The organism is Sinomicrobium kalidii, from assembly GCF_021183825.1.
Classification (GTDB): domain Bacteria; phylum Bacteroidota; class Bacteroidia; order Flavobacteriales; family Flavobacteriaceae; genus Sinomicrobium; species Sinomicrobium kalidii.
In genome coordinates, this window is the sequence record NZ_CP089211.1 from 5,200,525 (window position 1) to 5,220,964 (window position 20,440).

Annotated in this window: 22 protein-coding genes; 14 read left to right on the top strand and 8 right to left on the bottom strand. The window is 44.9% G+C overall.

Annotation, left to right across the window (positions count from 1 at the left end):
* The first annotated feature begins 65 nt into the window (after window positions 1–65).
* From LS482_RS20980 to LS482_RS20995, 4 genes are all read left to right on the top strand, one after another.
* Window positions 66–521 carry an SRPBCC family protein gene (locus LS482_RS20980; RefSeq protein WP_233029555.1) on the top strand — a complete coding sequence of 152 codons (456 nt, stop codon included), beginning with the start codon at window positions 66–68 and terminating at the stop codon, window positions 519–521.
* 102 nt (window positions 522–623) lie between these two features.
* On the top strand, window positions 624–1,226 hold the full coding sequence (locus LS482_RS20985; protein WP_367890585.1) for an SRPBCC family protein: 603 nt from the start codon (window positions 624–626) through the stop codon (window positions 1,224–1,226).
* 50 nt (window positions 1,227–1,276) lie between these two features.
* Window positions 1,277–1,774 (top strand): SRPBCC family protein, encoded by a 498-nt coding sequence (locus LS482_RS20990; protein ID WP_233029556.1) that lies wholly within the window; start codon window positions 1,277–1,279, stop codon window positions 1,772–1,774.
* Between the two features lie 90 nt (window positions 1,775–1,864).
* Window positions 1,865–2,653: an NADPH-dependent F420 reductase gene (locus LS482_RS20995; RefSeq protein ID WP_437441001.1), complete on the top strand. Its 789-nt coding sequence runs from the start codon at window positions 1,865–1,867 to the stop codon at window positions 2,651–2,653.
* 116 nt (window positions 2,654–2,769) lie between these two features.
* Here the strand turns inward: LS482_RS20995 and LS482_RS21000 are convergent, their stop codons facing one another.
* The gene (locus LS482_RS21000; protein ID WP_233029558.1) at window positions 2,770–3,144 is read right to left on the bottom strand and encodes a winged helix-turn-helix transcriptional regulator; all 375 of its coding nucleotides are present in this window, start codon (window positions 3,142–3,144) and stop codon (window positions 2,770–2,772) included.
* Window positions 3,145–3,298: 154 nt separating this feature from the next.
* On the opposite strand from LS482_RS21000, the gene LS482_RS21005 reads away from it, so the two are divergent.
* Both LS482_RS21005 and LS482_RS21010 read left to right on the top strand, forming a co-directional pair.
* A complete protein-coding gene (locus tag LS482_RS21005; RefSeq protein ID WP_233029559.1) occupies window positions 3,299–3,634 on the top strand; it encodes a DMT family transporter in 336 nt (111 codons plus the stop codon).
* A 471-nt stretch (window positions 3,635–4,105) separates the two neighbouring features.
* Complete coding sequence (locus tag LS482_RS21010) at window positions 4,106–4,501, top strand: VOC family protein (protein WP_233029560.1); 396 nt, start codon at window positions 4,106–4,108, stop codon at window positions 4,499–4,501.
* A 31-nt stretch (window positions 4,502–4,532) separates the two neighbouring features.
* On the opposite strand, the gene LS482_RS21015 is transcribed toward LS482_RS21010, so the two are convergent.
* Both LS482_RS21015 and LS482_RS21020 read right to left on the bottom strand, forming a co-directional pair.
* Window positions 4,533–5,438, bottom strand: a complete 906-nt coding sequence (locus LS482_RS21015; RefSeq protein ID WP_233029561.1) for a class I SAM-dependent methyltransferase — start codon at window positions 5,436–5,438, stop codon at window positions 4,533–4,535.
* Window positions 5,439–5,744: 306 nt separating this feature from the next.
* Complete coding sequence (locus tag LS482_RS21020) at window positions 5,745–5,921, bottom strand: hypothetical protein (RefSeq protein ID WP_233029562.1); 177 nt, start codon at window positions 5,919–5,921, stop codon at window positions 5,745–5,747.
* Window positions 5,922–6,350: 429 nt separating this feature from the next.
* Here LS482_RS21020 and LS482_RS21025 point away from each other — a divergent pair, with 429 nt between their 5' ends.
* Complete coding sequence (locus LS482_RS21025) at window positions 6,351–8,723, top strand: TonB-dependent receptor (RefSeq protein ID WP_233029563.1); 2,373 nt, start codon at window positions 6,351–6,353, stop codon at window positions 8,721–8,723.
* Window positions 8,724–8,753: 30 nt separating this feature from the next.
* Here the strand turns inward: LS482_RS21025 and LS482_RS21030 are convergent, their stop codons facing one another.
* The 3 genes from LS482_RS21030 to LS482_RS21040 all read right to left on the bottom strand — a co-directional run bounded on the left by LS482_RS21030 (window position 8,754) and on the right by LS482_RS21040 (window position 11,104).
* On the bottom strand, window positions 8,754–9,662 hold the full coding sequence (locus tag LS482_RS21030; protein ID WP_233029564.1) for a hypothetical protein: 909 nt from the start codon (window positions 9,660–9,662) through the stop codon (window positions 8,754–8,756).
* 199 nt (window positions 9,663–9,861) lie between these two features.
* Window positions 9,862–10,047, bottom strand: a complete 186-nt coding sequence (locus LS482_RS21035; protein WP_233029565.1) for a hypothetical protein — start codon at window positions 10,045–10,047, stop codon at window positions 9,862–9,864.
* Between the two features lie 124 nt (window positions 10,048–10,171).
* Entirely contained in the window at window positions 10,172–11,104 is a 933-nt protein-coding gene (locus LS482_RS21040) for an AraC family transcriptional regulator (RefSeq protein ID WP_233029566.1), read from the bottom strand.
* A 22-nt stretch (window positions 11,105–11,126) separates the two neighbouring features.
* On the opposite strand from LS482_RS21040, the gene LS482_RS21045 reads away from it, so the two are divergent.
* The 6 genes from LS482_RS21045 (at window position 11,127) to LS482_RS21070 (ending at window position 17,872) form a co-directional block, all read left to right on the top strand.
* The gene (locus LS482_RS21045) at window positions 11,127–12,239 is read left to right on the top strand and encodes an alkene reductase (protein ID WP_233029567.1); all 1,113 of its coding nucleotides are present in this window, start codon (window positions 11,127–11,129) and stop codon (window positions 12,237–12,239) included.
* A 152-nt stretch (window positions 12,240–12,391) separates the two neighbouring features.
* Window positions 12,392–13,018 (top strand): RNA polymerase sigma factor, encoded by a 627-nt coding sequence (locus tag LS482_RS21050; protein WP_233029568.1) that lies wholly within the window; start codon window positions 12,392–12,394, stop codon window positions 13,016–13,018.
* A gap of 95 nt (window positions 13,019–13,113) precedes the next feature.
* Window positions 13,114–14,106, top strand: coding sequence for a FecR family protein (locus LS482_RS21055; RefSeq protein ID WP_233029569.1), 993 nt, complete (start codon window positions 13,114–13,116; stop codon window positions 14,104–14,106).
* Between the two features lie 58 nt (window positions 14,107–14,164).
* Entirely contained in the window at window positions 14,165–16,795 is a 2,631-nt protein-coding gene (locus LS482_RS21060; RefSeq protein WP_233029570.1) for a TonB-dependent receptor, read from the top strand.
* 4 nt (window positions 16,796–16,799) lie between these two features.
* Window positions 16,800–17,612, top strand: a complete 813-nt coding sequence (locus LS482_RS21065; RefSeq protein ID WP_233029571.1) for a DUF4249 domain-containing protein — start codon at window positions 16,800–16,802, stop codon at window positions 17,610–17,612.
* Window positions 17,613–17,638: 26 nt separating this feature from the next.
* On the top strand, window positions 17,639–17,872 hold the full coding sequence (locus LS482_RS21070; RefSeq protein WP_233029572.1) for a hypothetical protein: 234 nt from the start codon (window positions 17,639–17,641) through the stop codon (window positions 17,870–17,872).
* A gap of 447 nt (window positions 17,873–18,319) precedes the next feature.
* Here the strand turns inward: LS482_RS21070 and LS482_RS21075 are convergent, their stop codons facing one another.
* The gene (locus LS482_RS21075; protein ID WP_233029573.1) at window positions 18,320–18,748 is read right to left on the bottom strand and encodes an FKBP-type peptidyl-prolyl cis-trans isomerase; all 429 of its coding nucleotides are present in this window, start codon (window positions 18,746–18,748) and stop codon (window positions 18,320–18,322) included.
* A 111-nt stretch (window positions 18,749–18,859) separates the two neighbouring features.
* Window positions 18,860–19,969: a D-TA family PLP-dependent enzyme gene (locus LS482_RS21080; RefSeq protein ID WP_233029574.1), complete on the bottom strand. Its 1,110-nt coding sequence runs from the start codon at window positions 19,967–19,969 to the stop codon at window positions 18,860–18,862.
* Between the two features lie 165 nt (window positions 19,970–20,134).
* Here LS482_RS21080 and LS482_RS21085 point away from each other — a divergent pair, with 165 nt between their 5' ends.
* Window positions 20,135–20,440: an ArsR/SmtB family transcription factor gene (locus tag LS482_RS21085; RefSeq protein WP_233029575.1), complete on the top strand. Its 306-nt coding sequence runs from the start codon at window positions 20,135–20,137 to the stop codon at window positions 20,438–20,440.

Sequence of the window (20,440 nt, forward strand, 5' to 3'; positions counted from 1 at the left end):
GCTTATACAGACGCTACATTTGTAGAGGAAAAAGAAGCCAGCCGTTTAATTTAAACATCAAGCCCATGGAAGCAACTGTCAAAAAAAACAAGCCGAAGTCTTTCAGTTACAGCTTCGGCACCACAAAAACTGCTGAAGAAGTTTTTAATTTTTTACTTGAAGTAACCAACTGGTGGACCGGCATTCACGAAGAAACCATTAAAGGAAAAAGTGCCGAAATAAACGATGAATTTTCTTTTAGCGCCGGTGGCGGTGTCCACTTTAGTAAACAAAGGCTCATCGAGCTGGTGCCTTACAGTAAAATAGTATGGCGGGTGACAGAAAGTGACCTTACTTTTTTAAAAGCCCCCGACGAATGGGTGAACACAAAACTGTGCTTTGATATTACCACCGAAGGTAAAAAAACCACAATAACGTTCACACATAGCGGTCTGACTCCCCTGTTTGAATGTTACAACGGGTGTTCGACGGCATGGACGGCCTATATGAAAAACCTTGAACAATCTTTAATAACCGGATAAGCGGTACCATCCGGGAAAGTTATACTTTATCATCAACCGGCCCGGGAAATCAGCCCCCGTTTAACGGGATTAAAAAACGGATAAACCTTAAAAATCATAAAAATGAAAACAGCACTGATTCTTTTGTCGGTATTCCTGCTGGCAATACCCCATAACGAAAGGGGACGAACCTCGGAAAATAAAACAACAGTAAAACCTTTAAAACAAAATAACATGGAAAATCGGGATTACACCGCAACGATCGTAGTAAACGAAACCCCGGAAACGGTTTTTAATTACATTAAGGACATCCGCGCCTGGTGGTCTGAAGAAATCGAAGGGCCAACAGACCAACTCAATAAAACCTTTTTTTATCATTATAAAGACATTCATTTGTGTAAGATAAAGCTGGTTGAAGTAGATGAAAACAAAAAGTTAGTCTACCAGGTGTTGGAAAACGAGTTTAATTTTATTGAAGACAAGACCGAATGGGTAGATACCCGACTGATCTTTGATATCACAAACGAAGGCGGAAAAACAACAGTAACCTTCACACACAAAGGATTGGTTCCCGATTATGAATGCTATGACGTTTGCAGGGATGGATGGGGACAATACATTAAAACCAGTCTTTACAAGCTGATCACCACCGGCAAAGGGGAGCCCAATCCAAAAGATAAAGAAGGGTTTAACGCTGAATTGGCCAAAAGGTGGAAACTCGATTAATTATCCACCTGAATTCAGGTGCATAGTAAAAACCATTAAAACAAAACAAGATGAAAAATCAAGATTATACCACAACAATAGTGGTAGACCAAAGCCCGGAAACAGCTTTTAATTGTATTAAAGATTTCCGTGCCTGGTGGTCTGAAGAACTTAAGGGACCGACAGACCAACGCAATGAAACCTTTTTATACCGATACAAAGACATCCACTTTTGTAAAATACAATTGATAGAAAAGCTTGAAAACAAAAGATTAGTTTACCGGGTTGTAGAAAACGAGTTTAACCTTAATTTTATTGAAGACAAGACCGAATGGGTGGATACCCAACTGATCTTTGACATCGCAAATGAAGACGGAAAAACAACAGTAAGCTTCACGCACAAAGGGTTAACCCCCGAAGAAGAATGCTATGATATGTGCAAGGAGGGATGGACACAGTATATTAAAACCAGTCTTTACAACCTGATCACCACAGGAAAGGGGGCGCCCAACCCAAAAGATAAAGAAGGGTTTAATGATGAATTAGTAGAAAAATGGGAATTGAATTAATCAACCAAAAGCAATGACCGTCAATAAATTAGGTTGGCGGTCATTTTTTATTCCCTATATTAGGGAAAACGATTTGTTAACAGAAATCTATTGCTATTACAAGAATTTAAATCAGGTAAAATGAAAATCGGGATCATCGGTGCAGGACAAATCGGTTCTGCGCTTATAAGACAGTATACCAAAACCGGGCACCAGGTAAAAATGGCCAATGCCAGCGGGGTTGAAAAACTAAAGCCCCTGGAAAACGAAACCACTGCAAAAGCTGTCACTTTAGATGAAGTGACCCGGGATATTGATGTTTTGGTCATTTCAATCCCTTTTGTTGAAATACCCGGGTTAGCCGGGAAGATTGCACCCGGCATCTCTGACCACACCGTAATCATTGATACGACCAACTATTATCCCATCCGGGACGGACATATTGAAGACATTGAGAAGGGTATGGCAGAAAGCGTTTGGGTTTCCAGGCATCTTTCCCGACCTGTTGTAAAAGCTTATAATAGTATTTTAGCAGGTTCGTTGATTGAGGCGGGACTTCCGAATGATTCTCCCCTGAGAATTGCTTTACCCGTTTCGGGCGATGACAAACAGGCAAAAAAAATTGTTGCTAGCCTTGTAAACGATAGCGGTTTCGATGCATTGGATATCGGCAACCTGTCCGATTCCTGGAAACAACAGCCCGGAAGCCCGGTGTATTGCACCGATTTAACCCTTACCCGATTAAAAAGAAACCTCCGGGAAGTACCAAAAGAGGTGTTACCGGAAAGGCGGGAACTTGCCCTGCAATTTATACTTGAACAAAACCCTTCGAACTGGTTAGACTGGCGGAAGGATTGTGTTGAGAACAATCGTATGGTATACCAAACCGATTTAAGATAGCAATCGCTTTCTCTTGTTCTGCCTTATTCAGCCCGGCAAAACCCATTCTAATGTATGGCGTTTTTGGTTTTTATCAGGGGGGGCATATTCCTTTCCGGTACTTTTGTATGCACATACTAAAGTTCATTTGCTACATTTTCATTTCTTTTCACGGCGAGTTCGGCAACCTTTTCAGCGTGGGTATCCCCCCAGTGCTGCATAGCATCAATAACCGTCAGAAGGGTTTTTCCGAACGTGGTAAGGCTATACTCAACCCTTAAGGGATAACCTTCGAAAGTCTGCTTGGACACAATTTCATAATCCAATAATTCGCATAGTTGCTGGTTTATCACCCGTAAAGTAGCTTGTTTAATGGCTTTTTGAATTTGTGTGGGGCGGTTGATCCCGTTAGCTATACAGTCAATAATACAAGGTTTCCATTTTCCTCCGATAACTTTCATAGTAACAGTAACACCATAATCAAATGTCTGAGGTATTTTATTTACATACATAAACTGTCCTCCGTTAGGATTACTAACGTAAAGTTACAAATAAATCCGGTGTGCTTTCTGTGACGGGATAAGGATAAATTTATCCATAGGATTCTTTCCGCCCATATTTCATATTGTTTTTAAGCCAGGTAGCTTTGTAAAAAAATCATCAAATATGAAATATCTATTTCTTTTCGGAGCAATTATATCGGAGATTATCGGTGCACTGGCAACAAGGCAATCGAACGGGTTTACCAAACTACTTCCTTCATCCATAGCGATTTTAGGTGTCGTCGGGGCATATTACCTGTTGTCATTGTCTTTGAAGAGCGGTATGGCCATAGGAGTAGCTTACGGAATCTGGGCTGCAGTGGGCATTTCCACTTTAGCCATATTAGGGGTTTTTCTTTACCATGAAACATTAACTCCGGTACAGTTAATCGGGATAATACTGATTATAGGAGGTGTTTTAGCATTGGAACTGGGCAAGGGTTCCGTAAGTTTTGGTTAATTTGTCGTGACCGTCCAATCACATGGTCAGACCAGGCTGCTGAAAATTAAAAAACTTTAAAAAATAACATTTTGTATTCTTGTTTTTAGCATATAAATGTAACTTTATAAAATGGAAGAACTCCGGACGAGTTCATATACGCAGCAACACCGGGCAAATGGAAACAGGACAAAAAATTCAGATAGGCAAATAATAGAAGCCGCCCTGGATGATTATGTAACTCATTGGAATAACAACGATATGGATTCCTCGCTCAATCCAGAGTACCAATGATTCAATTTTAGCTGTCTGAATTCGCGCACTAAACGGCTCTTTATACTGCGGTTAAATATCAACCACAAAGCGCATATCGCTCTCCTTTGTCACGAATACCCCCTCTAAATGTCATTTGTGCACTGCAAAATTTCGGTTTCCGGGCCTTAACTTTGTATAAATCATTAAATTTTAAATATTAACCATTAAAAACCAAGAATGATGAACCCGAAAAAGATATGGGCAAATTTAGCCGTAAGCGATTTAGACCGGACAACTAAATTTTACACTGAACTGGGGTTTAAGCCCAACAGTCCACATACCTCTAAAGAACTGACAAGCTTTATTGTCGGTGAAGATAACTTTGTCATGCACTTCTTTTTAAAAAATGTACTCCAGACTTTTTTAAAAAGTGAAATAGCCGACTCGCAAAAGGCAAACGAGATTGTGTTTACGGTTTCAGCCGAAAGCAAAGACCAGGTGGACGATTGGGCGAAAGAGGTTGAAAGCGCAGGCGGAAAAGTTGTTTCCGGGCCGGAAGAATTCGGAAAAGGATATTACGGTTTTGTTTTTGCCGATCCTGATGGTCATAAGTTTAATGTCTTTTATATGTAAGGGCTTTGAAATTTGCCGTATTGCTGTTTTTTTAAACCCGTTCAAATACGAGCCGGTAGTGATCCATGATCTCCTGTTCAAAACAGATGCGGTTGGGGCTGATCCTGAATACTTCTACCTGGTGCCTGAATTCTTTGTCAGTGATATATTTTGGCAGTAAGGAAAGATAAAGTCCGTATTTTTTCAGGTTGAACTTCCTGAACCTTTTCCTCCATTGCCCGATCGTTTCGATATAATCGAGCCGGCCGCTGCTTTTTGAGATCAGTTTAAAGCCGGGCATTGCATTTTGTATGACCATATCCGGTCCGTACGGAAGCCAGGAACCCGGAAATTCCTTGATCATCAATGCCATTACATGGGCTGGCGAACCTTTTTTGGCGCGGATATTAATATCTTCAAAGTCCGGCATATTTTTACTGAAGGTCATTGTTTGCATATAAAACCTTCCGCCAACAGGTAACAATTTGGTAAGTGTGGTGAAAAAATCCTTATAAACCTGCTCCTGTTTTCCCGCTTTCCATTCTTCCACCGAACAAAAATGTTCGAGTCCGCCGATGCAGGTGATCGCATCGAATGTTCCGTAATCCTCCGGCTTCACATAGCGGCAATCCTGTACAAAGACCTTCATCCCGTTTTTCCGGCAGGCAGCCGCCTGGCCTTCCGATAAGGTCAGCCCCATGCTTTCCGCTCCTCTTTCCGCTGTAATATACTTTATAAAAGGGCCCCATCCGCAGGCCATATCCAATACTTTGCTCCCCTTCCCGATGTTGAGGCTGTCGGCAATAAAACGGTGTTTTGCACGCTGTGCTTCCTCAAGCGTCATGGAAAAATCACCATCGTACTTTGCCCCGCTGTAATCACCGGTTTCACCAATACTCAGGCGGAAAATCTTGTCGATCGTGGTGTAGGTGAAATCCAAATCATTTTTATCAGCCATCTCTCTTTTTTATTACTTACACCCGCTTTCCGGTGAATCTCATAAAGGTACAAATCTGAAAAGCAATTCACAATACTTTATTCCAACTAAATAACTCAATAACTTAGTAACCTATTCCCAAAACAATAACTCCACTTTATTCAATACAAGCAATATGAATAAAGTGGAGTTGGTTTATACTTCGTGTTTGTCTTTTCAGGCAAGAAAAAACAAAGCCTACGATCCCGATAGCCGCCAAAAGATGTTTTTATAAATTCATCAATTCGGGCAAAAAACTATCGGGACTTCAATCTTCCGACTGAAATGTTAACACTGATAAGCATTCTGCGCCGGGATATAGCAACAAACCACTTCACCGTCAACGATTATATAAGAACCGTCTCCACCGCATTTATTGCCCGATCCTTTACCGCCGAAAATATTCTTTTGTTCATTTTCAGACAATTTTTTAGCACCTTTTAAATTCAAAATTTCTTTTCTCATAATTACGTATTTAATGGTTAATAAAATTTACGTTAATATAGGTATTTTTTTACATTTTCATAAGTAAAATAAAAATAATATTTAGCATTCCACATACATATCCCCTACTGCTTTTATTCTTGGTAAAGAGTATTCCGTTGCCTGGTAAAGAAATTTCGGGAATTTTTTTTCAGAGATTATAGGTTAGGATGCTTTTCTCCGAAATCGATCCTGCCAAAATTATTTCACCCTCGATCCGCAGAATTTCTTTGCCGTGTTCCAAACACATTGCCCTCCCCCTCCTACCGTTGCTCCGGACCAAAAATGTCCCATTCGGTTTTAGAGGAAAGCCCGGAAGAAAACCGTGAAAACCTCGTGAAATTGGAGCACTTGCAATTTAGATTTAAATAAGTATCTTCGCCGATATTTAAAATAAGTCTAAATAAAAACATGAAAGCTTTATTACTGGTACTCACTTTAGGTTTTGTTGTTGTTGGATATTCACAGGAATACCGACTTAAGGGAAAGATTACAGCTGTAAATGACAAACCCCTGCCCGGAGTAAATGTTTTTGAAACAAAAGCCCCCGGTTCCGGTACACAAACCGATGAAAACGGGAAGTTTGTTTTGAACTTTTCAGAAGAAGGCATCTATGAACTTACTATTTCACATATAGGCTTTACCACCCAAAGAATAAATGTGGACATCGGAGGTTCTGTCCCCGACCTGAAAGTGGTTATGCAGGAATCCGGTTTTGACCTGGATGAAGTGGTCATCGTTTCCAACAGGGATAAAGAAACACGCGATGAAGTGCTTTCATCCATTTCTGTCCTAACATCAAAACAGCTAGCTCAGACCAGGCAATATTCCAATGTAGTTTCCGATATCGTTGCGAGGATACCCGGTGTTTCGTTATCAAATAACAGGCAGCAGACCCGGGGGCAGAAACTAAGAGGCCGTAGTATGCTGGTTTTAGTGGATGGGATTCCCCAGTCCACTCCCCTTTTTGTAACGGATAACCTGAATTATCTGGACCCTTCTGCCATAGAAAGGATTGAAGTGGTCAAAGGCTCTACTTCAATATACGGGAACGGGGCCCAGGGGGGCATCATCAATTACATCACCAAAAAGGGCAATACCGCTAAAAAGATGGAATCCCACACTAAGATCGGTGCTTCATCCTTTCTTGTAAAACCGGACCATACGGCGGGAATGCATGTGTCCCAGTTTTTTAACGGCCAGGTGGGTAAGGTAAATTATACCTTGGGAGGTGCTTACAAGCAATTCGGCATTATGCGCAGCGCAAAGGGCGAGATCTCCTCCCCAAAAGACGGGATGGGCGAAACCGAATGGTACAACCTTTTTTCCAGGATTGGGTTTGATGCGGGCAAGGGGTACAAGCTGGAATTGATGTACAACTACTTTGGCAATAATCAGAAATCACAACTGGAACAGGTTTCGGGTGTCTATGGCGAAACCCCTGCCCTTGGTGTCTTTGGTGAAAGAGACCCCGGTTTGGTGGGGCAAGGTGTTAAGTACAATCACAACCTCAGGTTTTCATTGAATAAGAGCGATATTTTTAAAAACACAGATTTAACGGCAACCTATTACCTGCAAAAATTCAGGACTATCTATGCCAGCTATGATTATTATACAGACCTGTCGCAAGGCTATACCGGCGGACAGCCGGAACTTACATCCGATCAGAAGGGACTTAGGCTCAATTTTAACACTGATTATGCCTTGTCCGACAGTTTTAAGGGAAATATCGTTTACGGACTTGATATATTGCGCAATAAAACTGCCCAGCCCATGGCTGACGGAAGGCTGTTTACCCCTGAAATGGACATGAAAAATTACGCCGGGTACCTGCAGATCAAGGCAAAGATCGACGATTTTATCTTTAAGGGTGGCGGAAGATATGAAACCATTGATATCAATGTAGATGATTATACCACCATATATCGCGACAACGGGGAAACTACCGGTGGTGGGCTTGCCGTAAAAGGAGGTAAACTGGATTATAATGCGTTTACGTTTAATCTGGGGTTGCGTTACAACAAATGGAGATTCCTTCAGCCCTACGCGAGCTTTTCCCAGAGTTTTTCGGTCGGCGAACTGGGCAGGATTTTGCGGATAGCTACAGATCCGGATATCATAAGCGATAATATTAAAGACACCAGGGCCGTGATCACCGATAACTTCGAACTGGGGCTGGAAGGCCGCCTGACAAACAAAATCAGGTACGGGGTAAACTGTTTTATCAATAAGCAGAAGTTGGGCACAACCTATATTGTAAACCCCGAAACCAATTTTTTCGAGTTGTCAAGGTTGCCCGAAAAAATATACGGTGCCGAGTTTGAGCTGAACGTCATTTTTAACAGGAAACTTGATGTTGATCTTTCGTTATCGACCATCGAAGGCAAGACCGACAACAACGACAATGGAAAATTCAACGACAGTGAAGATGAATACATGGACGGCTCCAGAATAAGCCCGTCCATTTTCAGGGGCGATATCAACTATAAGCTTAGCCCGAAATGGCATGTAAATATAGCGGGGACTTATGTTGGAAACAGGGACAGGTTTGAAGAAAACGAAGGAGGCGGTTACGCGTATGGCCGTGCGCCTGTAAAGAACTTTTTTCTGGCCAATCTTTTTACGTCCTATCAACTTACAGACAGCACCAAGGTATTGGTCGGTATAGAAAACCTGTTCAATAGGGACTATTACCCGCTAATTTCGCAATGGTCATCCAGGGATGCGGATTACATTAAAGGCAATGGGATCAACTGTAAGGTATCGGTAAGTATAAGATTGTAGCCTCAAAGCTTGATAAAACATAACAGCCGCCTATTCCGTTTTGGTAATCAAACGCTTCAACGCCCCGGGGAGTGCTTCGGTCCTTATCCATTTTACGTCCCTTTCACTGCTGAAAAAGAAATATTTCCCGTCCGGGGTGATATAGGGACAGAAATCGTAGGTCGGGGTGTTTATCAAGGCTCCCAGATTTTTAGACGGTGTCCAGGAATTGTCCTGGTCTTTAACGGAATAATACAGGTCTGCCGTACCTTTTGAATCGCTCCGGTCCACCGATGTAAATATGATGGCACGCTCATCGGGGGTTACATAAGGATCGTGCTCCATTTCCGGGGCGTTTACGGCCGGACCGAGATTTGTTGGTGTTGTGTATTTCCCGTTTTCAAAGCGACTTATGTAAATATCGTGCGATCCGTATCCGCCAGGTCTGTCCGACGCAAAATAAAGATTTCCGTTAGCTCCGAAGGAAATATAAAATTCAGTGCTGTCGGAGTTAACGGCTTTTTCATTTATCGGTACTGTCCATTTTTCTTTCCCGTTACGCTTTACATACCAGATATTAAAATTCTTTAGGGTATCTTTTTCATCCACCGGCCTGTCGGATATGAAATACAGGGTCCCGTTCGGGGCAAAAACGGGATCGGCTTCGGAAAACGGCCCTTCACTAAAACCGACCATTTCCGGGAGTTGCCATTTGTTATCCTCAAACCGGGTGACATAAATATCGGAGATTCCGTCAGAGGACCGCGAAAAATAACAGGACGTGCCATCCGGTGAAAAAGCGGCGTTAAAATCAAGGCTGTCGCCGGATACTATACCGGGCAAAAAAGTCAATGCGGTCGAATCCGGACGCGGAGACGGATAACTGATGTCCGGGCTCCGGTCTGTATGCGCAGAGCACCCCGCAATGATGAGACACAACAGGATCATGTACTTTTCCATAAAAATATTACGATTGTTCCTTTACATTTTAAAGGAAATTCAGAAAGAAAACCTTTCAGATATGAATACGGGGCCGGGAGAATTTCCGCTAACGAATCCGCTTTTAAGCAATCTGATTGTAAAAGGCCGGACTTTACATAAAATCCGGCCTTTTTCTGATCGTATCATCCTGTACTGTTGTACAGGTCGTTGTTCTTACTTAACAGGTGATCACTTGCGGGCACCCCATGCAGGTGGAGCAATATTTAGGTCCGGTTACACTACCTTTACAATCACATCCGCAGAGTGACAGGTCGTAATCCTGACAGGAACCCGAAGCTCCTCCGGCGATCTGTTTTTGTTCGGCTTTGTCCAGTACTCTTCCCAGTTGCAATAAGTTTTTCATGATAAAAAGTTTTTGAGTTAAAAAATAAATTCGGGTTTCCTTTCAAATATAGGAAAAAAATACATCAGGTTCCTGTCCTTCGAATATTTTTTTTAATTGATATATAGCTGTTTACTCACATGTGTCAGCGACTCCCGCCCGCACTCTTCCGATAGGCCGAAGGACTCAATCCGTTGTATTTACGGAATTGCCGGTTCAGGTGGCTTTCGTCCGTAAACCCCAGTTCCCCGGCTATTTGCCCTATTGTAAGCGGGCTGTTGGCCAGGCGCTGCTCCACCAGGCGTATCTTGTATTGTGTAACGTAACGCTGAAGGCTTTCTCCCGTAAATTTCCGGAAATACTCCCCCACGTAATTCGGGGAAAGGTTAAAGCGCCGGGCCAGGTGGCCTATGCGTAGTTTTTCCGGAAAGCCGATATTTTCATGGATGTACAAGAGTATCCGGTTGATCAGGGGTTCGTCTTTTGCGTGGTCCTTAATCCCCTGCTCCGAAACGTTACGCGATAGAATATTAAGGACCAGGGTGATGAGATGTTTCAGGTTTTCTTCGTATAACGGAGGTTTCCGGAGGTATTCTTCCGTTATGTTCTGTATCCACCCGGTGATCATCCGGCAATCTTCGGGGTTTTGTATTTTGAGTTCCCGGAAACGGTTGTGGTGAAAAAATATGTTTTCCAGTTGTCGCAGCCATTGTGCCGTTCTTTCTTTTTCTCCGGCTGTCCTGCACTGCCCCAGAAAGACTTCGGAAAAACGGACCGAGCAAAACCGCGTCGGGGTCCTTATGTCAAATCCGCGGCAATCCAGTGGTGTGAACAGGAAAATACTCCCTTTCTGATAAGGGAAATGGTTATTGTTCACTTCCCGGTACCCGCTACCCTCCAGTATCTGTACAATTTCGAAGAAATGATAGACGAGGGGGCGCTGTTCCCAGCAGTCCATATCGGCCACATACAACTCAAACGGACGGTCCAATACCTTTTGTTCCATAACCTGTAAAAGTACAAAAATTCCCCCGTTTTGTATCTGGTCCGGCATCGTCATACCGGGTAATTTTGACATGTAATTTTAAGATATGATTGTCATGAACATAAAAAGAACATTACTGGAACCGCTCTCCTTCCCCGGCCTTACGCTAAACAACCGTGTGGTTATGGCCCCGATGAGCAGGAGGCGTTCTGAAAAAGGCATTCCCGGCCGCTCCACCGCAATTTATTACGGGCAACGCGCCGGAGCCGGACTTATCATTGCCGAAAATACCGCGGTAACACCCAACGGCATCGGCTACCTCCACACCCCGGGCATTTATAATGATCTACAGAAAACCGGGTGGAAACGGGTCACCGATGAAGTGCACGCCAAAGGAGGCAGGATATTCATCCAGCTGGTGCATGCCGGGCGTATAGGGCATCCGGAGAATAACGAAGATGGTGCTCCCCTTGTGGCCCCTTCTGCCGTAAAGGCCAGCGGTGAAATACGCACCCTGCACAACGGCCATCTGCCCATACCGGAGCCCCTGGCACTGAGCACGGCAGATACCGGGGCAATGATAGAGGCCCATATAAAAGCTGCCGAAAATGCCATTGAAGCCGGTTTTGACGGGGTGGAAATACACGGGGCACACGGCTTCCTTCCGGAGCAGTTCCTTCACCCGCTTTCCAACAGGCGTACCGACCGTTACGGAGGCAACATTGCCAACCGCAGCCGTTTTCTCCTCGAGATCATGGAAGGCGTGGTTGCCGCCATCGGTAAGGAGCGTACGGGAATAAGGCTCTCCCCCTTTGCCACGATTAACGATCTGCCTGCATACAGGGAAGAAAAAGAAACCCACCAATACTTAACCGATGCCTTGCGTGAGCTGGATATCCTGTACATCCACCTTTCCAGTCAGCCTGTGGACGGCAAACCTTCCATAAATCAGGAATATATAAAGGAAATCCGCAATCGTTTTCACAACCTGCTGATCGTAGCCGGAGGGTATACCCGGGAATCTGCCGAAAAAATGTTACGATCCGGCCTTGCAGACCTTATCGCATTCGGAAGGTCGTTTATTGCCAATCCGGACCTTGTGGAACGGTTCCGCCATAATACTCCTCTCGCCGCAGGAGACACATCCACCTATTACCAGGGCGGAGACTGCGGATATATAGATTACCCGGCCATTTACGATGCTGCACAGGCCGATGCACGCCCCTGACATCCCCGGCCCGGCTGAACGGGCCGGAGCTTTCTTTTTCGCAGATGTCCGCGCTTATCCGGAATTACGTAAAGCATGTGTGCAGAACAGGTTTTCAGGTTGAAGATTTTTACATTAAATTTAACATGCCATATGGAATAATAAGGTTTATTTTGGCGTTAACACGTTATGGCATCCCGCTGTATTATCCTAAACCTAACCTTTTCAGTGCAATGGACAATGTTTCGGACTCCGTTTTAGTCAAATTGCTGTCGCAGGACGATGAAAAGGCTTTTACTGCTTTATATTACAGGTATGCGGGGAAAATAAAATCTTTCCTCTCCCGCCTGAAACTCGACAAACACACAGACGATATCATCCAGGAGACCTTTATCACCATCTGGAGAAAACGCCACTCCCTGGACAGTTCCAGGTCACCCGGGGCGTATATCTTCACCATTGCCAAGAACCGGGCGCTGAAGTCCTTAAATGAAGAGTTAAAAAACACCGTCTCCGAACAGGAGATCCCGGACCGGGAAGATTCGGAAAGTTCATTCATAAGAGAAGCATTTCACGAGGCCCTGGAAGCCTCCATAGACAAACTGCCGGAACGTGCCAGGCAGGTACTTATCCTTAAAAGGATCAAGGGGCTTTCTACAGATGAAATTGCACAGGAACTCGGCATCAGCAAAAGCACCGTGGAAAACCACATGAACCGTGCCCTGGCCCTGTTAAAAGAAGAACTGTCCGGGTTTTCTGCAATTTCCCTGCTGTTCCTGGAAATTTACTTTCTGCATTGACCTGTTTTCTTTTTAACATTCATTTAACGGTTTGCCCTTAGGTGTTCCCTGCCCTTTGCGGATATACTATATGACAACCGTCTAAAACCGTAGGGATGGAAAAACTGCATACACTCTGGCAAAAATACCTTGAGGGTACATTGACCCCGGAAGAAACATCGCAATTACTGGATGCCCTTGAGCAAAAGGAAAATCACCTGATGTTTACCCAATGGATGGAAAAGGAATGGGATGCATCCGAAAACACCGCCCCGAAGACCCCTGAAAACCGGAAAAGACTGGAAAAAATACGAAAAGAACTCGGCATGGGGCAACCCCGCCCGGTAAGGAAGCTGTTTCGTTATACCGCGGCGGCCTGTATCCTGGCACTGATAGGGTTAGGGATATGGGAAATGACCAAAAGCACTTCTGCCGGGAATGACTTTATCCGTCTTGAAGTGGCTGCGGGAGAACCTGCAAAAGCCTTTCTGCTCCCCGACAGCTCTTCCGTATGGCTGAATTCGGCCACTGTACTGCAATATTCCGGGGATTTTACCAATAACAGGGAAATCAGACTACAGGGGGAGGCCTATTTCGAGGTGACCAAAGACCGCAATCATCCTTTCCGCGTAACGTTCCGGGACAACCGGCTCGTGGTAACAGGGACCCGTTTTCTCGTCAAGTCCTATGCCGGAGAAGATATCTCGCGTATCGGGGTTAAGGAAGGAAGTGTGAGGGTTTATCACAACTCCGATAGCACCAGCCTTAAAAGAAACAACAGCCTGTTCATAGATGAACTCGGGGATACGGCGGTATTTAAAACAACAAACCTCGCAGATATCGATGCCTGGAGGGAAGGCGTATTGAACTTTAGCAATATTCCGCTCGGGGAAGCCCTCAATACCCTTGAAAGGTACTACGGCATACACATCAATGTCGGCACACTTTCCGGCACTACAATAGAAAAACATATTACGGCAACATATCCTCCCGGAACATCTCTTGGAGAGGTGATGGAAGGGCTGCGCCACTTGCTGGACTTCCGTTATGAGTTTACCGGTTCCGATATGCTGAAAGTATACGAAACACAGGAAACAGTAACCCCCTGAAAACTTCCCCCCTTACGGTCAAACAATCAAATACAAACATTAAATCCGAAACCAACGTATGATGAATCTTTTGTGTAAAAGAGCAGGCCTCTTTATTTTCCTGATCTGTGGCTACTTGCCTGTACTAACGGCCCAGCAAGACAACATCCCGGACAATATAAAGGTGCGTCTCAACCCCGGTAGCTTACGGGCTGTACTGGAACAGGTACAGCAACAGACTTCCTATTCCTTTGCCTATAATAACGAAGAAATAGACCGGGTGGCCGATGCCGGAATAAAACAAGGCGAATACAACCTTAAAGAAATATTGAAAACACTGCAACAAAAACACCACCTTGATTTTAAAAACAGGAACAGGATAATCTATGTAAAACGAAAAAAAACCGGTACCGCCCGACAAATAAAGGGCCGTGTACTGGACGAATCCGGTAAGCCCCTTCCCCAGGCCAACGTCATTGAAAAGGGAACCTCGAACGGTGTGGTGACCGATATGAACGGTAATTTCACCACCCGGATTTCCGGGACAGACGCAGTGCTGCTCATCTCCTATCTGGGATATTTGACACGTGAAGTCCGCCCGGGGGATAAAAGTGTGATCAGCGTCAACCTTCAAGAGGACGCCGCCGTACTTGACGAGGTGGTGGTAACAGATCGCCGGAACATTACGGAAATTAAAAAACCGCAGATGAGCGTAAACCGGCTTTCGGCAGAGCAGATCAAGCGTATTCCGGCCGTGCTCGGAGAAACCGACCCGTTAAAATCGTTACTGCAACTTCCGGGGGTGACCAATGCCGGAGAAGCTTCTTCCGGTTTTAATGTCCGCGGCGGTGCGGCCGACCAGAACCTTATCCTGCTGGACGGCTCTCCCATGTTCAGCGATTCCCACCTTTTCGGTTTCTTTTCGGTGTTCAATGCCGATGCCATCAGTGATATGGAACTTTATAAAGGCGGTATTCCCTCGAGTTTCGGCGGTCGTGTTTCTTCCGTGCTGGACGTACACCAGAAAAACGGCGACTACCAGGACTTTCACATGAACGGCGGTATCGGGTTGATATCGAGCAGGCTATTGGCAGAAGGGCCGCTTGCAAAAGGAAAAGGTTCGTTTCTCGTTGCCGGAAGAAGCTCCTACGCCCACCTCTTTTTAAAATTGACGGACAATAACAACTCCGCATACTTCTACGACCTGAATACCAGACTGAATTACAGGTTCAACGAAAACAATACCCTGTTTTTGTCCGGTTACTTCGGCAGGGATATTTTTGATATCGGCGACAGCTTTTCCAGTTCATACGGAAACACCATGCTCAACCTCCGGTGGAAACACGACTTTTCCGATAATCTCAGTTCCGATCTGTCAATGATCTACAGTGACTATCGCTTTGGCCTGAACTTAAATTCCCAGGATTTTCAATGGGACAACGCTATTGAAACCTATAGCGCAAAATACGACCTGAGGCATTATTTATCGGATAGTTTCAGCCTGCACTACGGCGGCCATGCCACTTATTACGATTTTAATCCGGGGACGTTAAAACCGGACGGCGAAGACTCCGGGATCAACTTTGAGCAGCTGGACAAAAAATATGCCCTGGAACCGGCCTTTTATATCGATGCCGAACATACGATCTCTGAGAAATTATCGGTGAGGTACGGCCTGCGGTACAGCATGTTCTATCGCTACGGACAACAGGACATCAATGTTTATGAAGATGACCGGGCCGTGGTCTTTAACCCGGATTTCCGGATCTATGAAAAAGGGATACCTGTAAGCGCAACGCATTACGGCAGCGGGGAAACCATTGCGAGTTTTGACAACCTGGAACCCCGTATAGGAATTTCGTATGCCCTGAACGACAACACCTCCATAAAAGCCAGCTACAACAGGATGTCTCAGTATTTGCACCTGCTTTCCAATACCCAGTCCCCCACGCCGATAAATATCTGGACACCCAGCGGCCCTTTTACAGAACCACAGCTGCTGGACCAGGTAGCACTGGGGTTTTTTAAAAATTTCAGGGATGATGCCTATTCTTTGGAAACCGAAGTTTTTTATAAAAAGGTAAAAAACCGTATCGATTATATAGATGGTGCAGACCTTATTGCCAATAACGATATCGAACAGGTGATCCTGAACGGAAAAGCCCGTTCATATGGCCTGGAGGTACTGCTCCGGAAAAACACCGGAAGGCTCACCGGGTGGATCGCCTATACCCTCTCCCGTGCCGAACAACAAACCCCGGGGCGTACACCCGAAGAAACAGGGATCAACAATGGCGACTGGTATCTGTCGCCCTACGATAAGCTGCACAACCTGTCCGTAACCGGAGGGTATGAACTGAATAACAAATGGTCGCTGGGCGGAAGCTTTACGTTTCAGACCGGGCAACCGTACACCTACCCGAAAGGACAGTACGAGATCGGGGGGATCAGGGTACCCAATTACACATCGCGGAACGAAGACAGACTTCCCTCCTATCACCATCTGGACGTTTCGGCTACGTATACGCCGAAACCCAAAAAGAAAAAGGGCTGGCAGGGCGAATGGGTCTTTAGCATTTATAATCTGTACAGCAGGAAAAATTCGGCCTCTGTCAGTTTCCGTCCCAACGAGGACACCGGTGTTAACGAAGCAGTCCGCCTCTCCATATTCGGCATTATCCCGAGTGTAACCTATAACTTTAAATTTTAAGCACATGGCCTCTTTTAAATATATATTTCTTTTTACAGCACTTGCATGTTTAGTTTCGTGTGAAGATGTGGTCGATATCGACCTGGATACCGATGAGCCCCGCCTGGTCATAGATGCCGGAATAGAATGGGTAAAAGGCACCGACGGAAGCCGGCAAACCGTTAAGCTGAGCACAACTACCGGTTATTATACGTCCGACATTCCCCCGGTTTCCGGTGCCGGGGTCAATGTAGTTAACAGCAGCGGTACCGTTTTTAATTTTCGGGAAAATCCCGGAACCGGGCTGTATGTCTGTACCGATTTCGAACCCGTTATCGGGGAAACCTACGAACTGACCGTCACCGTGGACGGACAAACCTATACCGCCGGCGAAAAACTTATGAGTGTCCCCGAAATTACGCGTATAGAGCAGGACATTGCCGCAGGGTTCCAGGAGGATGAGATTGAGGTTACATTTTATTATCAGGACAATCCCGAAGAAGACAATCACTATATGGCCAGGTTTGAAGCCGATGTTCTTGTCTATCCGGAATACGATATCGATGACGATAGATTTACGCAGGGAAATGAAATGTTCGAGAGTTTCAGTCATGAAGACCTCGAAGTCGGTGACCGTGTCGATATACGCCTGAGCGGGATTTCCGAACGTTTTGACAATTATATGTCGCTTGTCCTGGATGCAGCCGACAGCGATCCTTTCGGCACACCGCCTGCCAATGTAAGGGGAAATATTATAAATACTACCAATGAAACCGATTATGCCTATGGTTATTTCCGGCTTTCCGAAGTAGATACGACCTCGTATGTGGTGAAGTGATTTGTTTTATCTAATCAGAATAAGTTATGAAGAACGAAATTTCCATTACCGTAGAAATATTCAAAACCGATATTAAGGACCCCGTTGTGGCCGATATATGCACCCTGGTGCTCTCCCATCACTTTCCCCGTGCCCGCATCAATTTTGACCTGGAAGATCCGGACAACATCCTGCGTGTGGAAGACCGGGATATTGCAACCGGAAAGATCATAGAATTGCTCTCTTCCATGGATATAAAATGTACGCTTTTCAACGAATGATCAGGGATCGGAGGCAAAGGTTGTGGGGTTTTTCACTTGTTGTAAGTTTCCGGTTTTGGTTTTGCCACGGATACACGAATGTTTTTTGGGTTGAATGTGGCAGGTGAGGTTGTATTTTAGTTATTTAGGCATCACGCATGAACTGAATAACTCATTAACTTAATAACCTGTTAACCCAACAACAGGCAATAGATGACTCTCGATTGAGGCCAGTACAACCCTGTAACAAAAAGGAACCATTTCATAAATCGCAAGTCGCACCTCTTATGTCCTGCTGTCTTAGGTCTGAACCCCTGCAATGTCCACAACTGTTAGGATTGATCCATGATCAGCTTTCAAAACAAAGCCCCCGGAAAAACTTCCGGGGGCCTGAATAATGCAGTAAAACTGTTTATTTTTTCTGTAATGGCACCGGAACTATTCCGTTCAGCATTACAGTTATATATATTATTTTATCTCAACAAGTTCCAGGTCAAATACCAGATCCTGGCCGGCCAGCGGATGGTTTCCGTCAAGCACAACATGTTCTTCCTCTACCTTGGCAACACGCAACTGGTATTCCGAACCGTCAGGGTTTTTGGCGACCAGTCCCATACCTACTTCGGGAGTAATGTTTGGAGGCAGTTCTTCTTTCTTAACAGAGTGGAAAAGATCTTCACGCACTTCACCGTAGGCTTCTTCTTTAGGAACGGTCACCGTTTTCTTTTCATTGACCTCCATGTCTATAAGCCCTTGCTCAAAACCCGGAATAAGACTTCCCTGGCCCAGTTGTATCTCCAGAGGGTCCCGGTCTGCAGAGCTGTCAAACACCTGCCCGTTTGTTAATTTTCCCGTGTAATGTACTCTTACCGTGTCGTTTGCTTTTACTTTAGTCATAAAATCTAGTATATCAAATTTATAGTAGTTTAGCTACAAAGGTAAGATTTCTATGATACCTTCAAGGGATATCGGGGATAATTTCCTGATTTTGATATTATTTGAGCAAACTCAAACCGTTATACGCCGCTTTCTTGCCGTAATTTCCCAAACCCCGGTTTTGTTGCCTTCGGCGATCACCGGGATCTCATCGTAAAGGTTAATGGTGGGGCAAATATGATAGGGCACACCATACAATACGTCCCCTACCCGGATATTTTCCCAGTCCTTCACCTTCAGGACACCGTGCTCTTCACTTTGGGAAAGCAATTCATATCCGCTAAGGTTTAAAAATTTCACCCTGCGGTCCACCGGGTTTTCAGCCGCTACGGCTTTATGTCCCAGGTCAATGGTAACGATTCCCCGTGCAGGTTTGGAAATAACGCGGCTTACCAGCAGTACTGCAAATTTAAACTCCTGTTCGGTAAGTTTTTCATCATATCCCCAATCCCAGAACACACAGGTACCGGGACTGCAAATCCTGTCCTCAGCCAGCCTGTGGGTGGTAAAAGCAGGTGTTCCCCCGGAAACGAGCTGCAGGTGCGGATAAGACTGTTTCAGTTCATCGTAGATGTCCTGAACATCCCGGAACCCTCTTTCCAGCTTTTCTTTCCTCACCGTGTAATCCGTATCCCTGTGATGTCCGTCATATACATGTAGTCCGTTTAATTTAAGAAACTTACACTCTTTTATTCTATCTGCAAGTTTAACTATTCCCGGACCGGGTTCTGTCCCCGACCGGTTCATCCCGTTATTGATATCTATATAAACCGGTACCTCCTTCCCCGCAGCAGAAGCTTTCGTGTTCAGCATATCTGCTGAGTAAGGATTGTCAACAATAGTATAAAAATCCGTAGCCGGAAAACGATGTATAAGGTCGAAAAAACGGTTAATTTTAGGGCCTACCAGCTGATGGGCGATCAAAACGCTTTCGGCGCTTTCTTTTGCAGCCATTTCTGCCTCGGCTATCGTGGAAGTCTTGAAGTTTTTCATACCGAATCCCATCATGCGCCGTACCACTTCAGGCATTTTATTGGTTTTCAGGTGTGGCCGCAACCGGCCTGTATCGTTATTAACCATTTTCAACATTTGCCGCAGGTTGTGATCCAGATGACTTTCGTACAGCACAACCGAAGGCGAATCTATTTGCTGAATATCTGCTATGGCATACCAGTTTTCCATATCGCAATTGTTTTCAGGGATTTTAGCGTTCAAAGTTAATTAAAGTAAGCTCATTTTACGCGGACTTTTTGCCTGTTTTTGACAGTCCCTGAAAAATAATAAAAAAATAATTGTGTAACCGAATGGTTTTATATATATTTGTAACCGAATAGTTACATTAAAGAAATGAGAAGGGACGTATTTCAGGCAATAGCAGACCCCAACAGGAGGGCCATAATCAATCTGCTTGCAAACAGGAAGCTCACTGTAAACCAGATCGCCGATAATTTTGAAGTGAGCAGGCCCGCCATATCCAAACACATCAAAATACTGACGGAATGCGGCCTTGTGATCATACAGCCACAGGGCAGGGAACGGTATTGTGAGGCCAGGCTGCGAAAATTGAGGGAAGTGTCCGAATGGATCGAACAGTACAGGAGATTCTGGAACAATAAACTGGATGCGCTCGAAGATTTTCTGGAAAACAGTTAG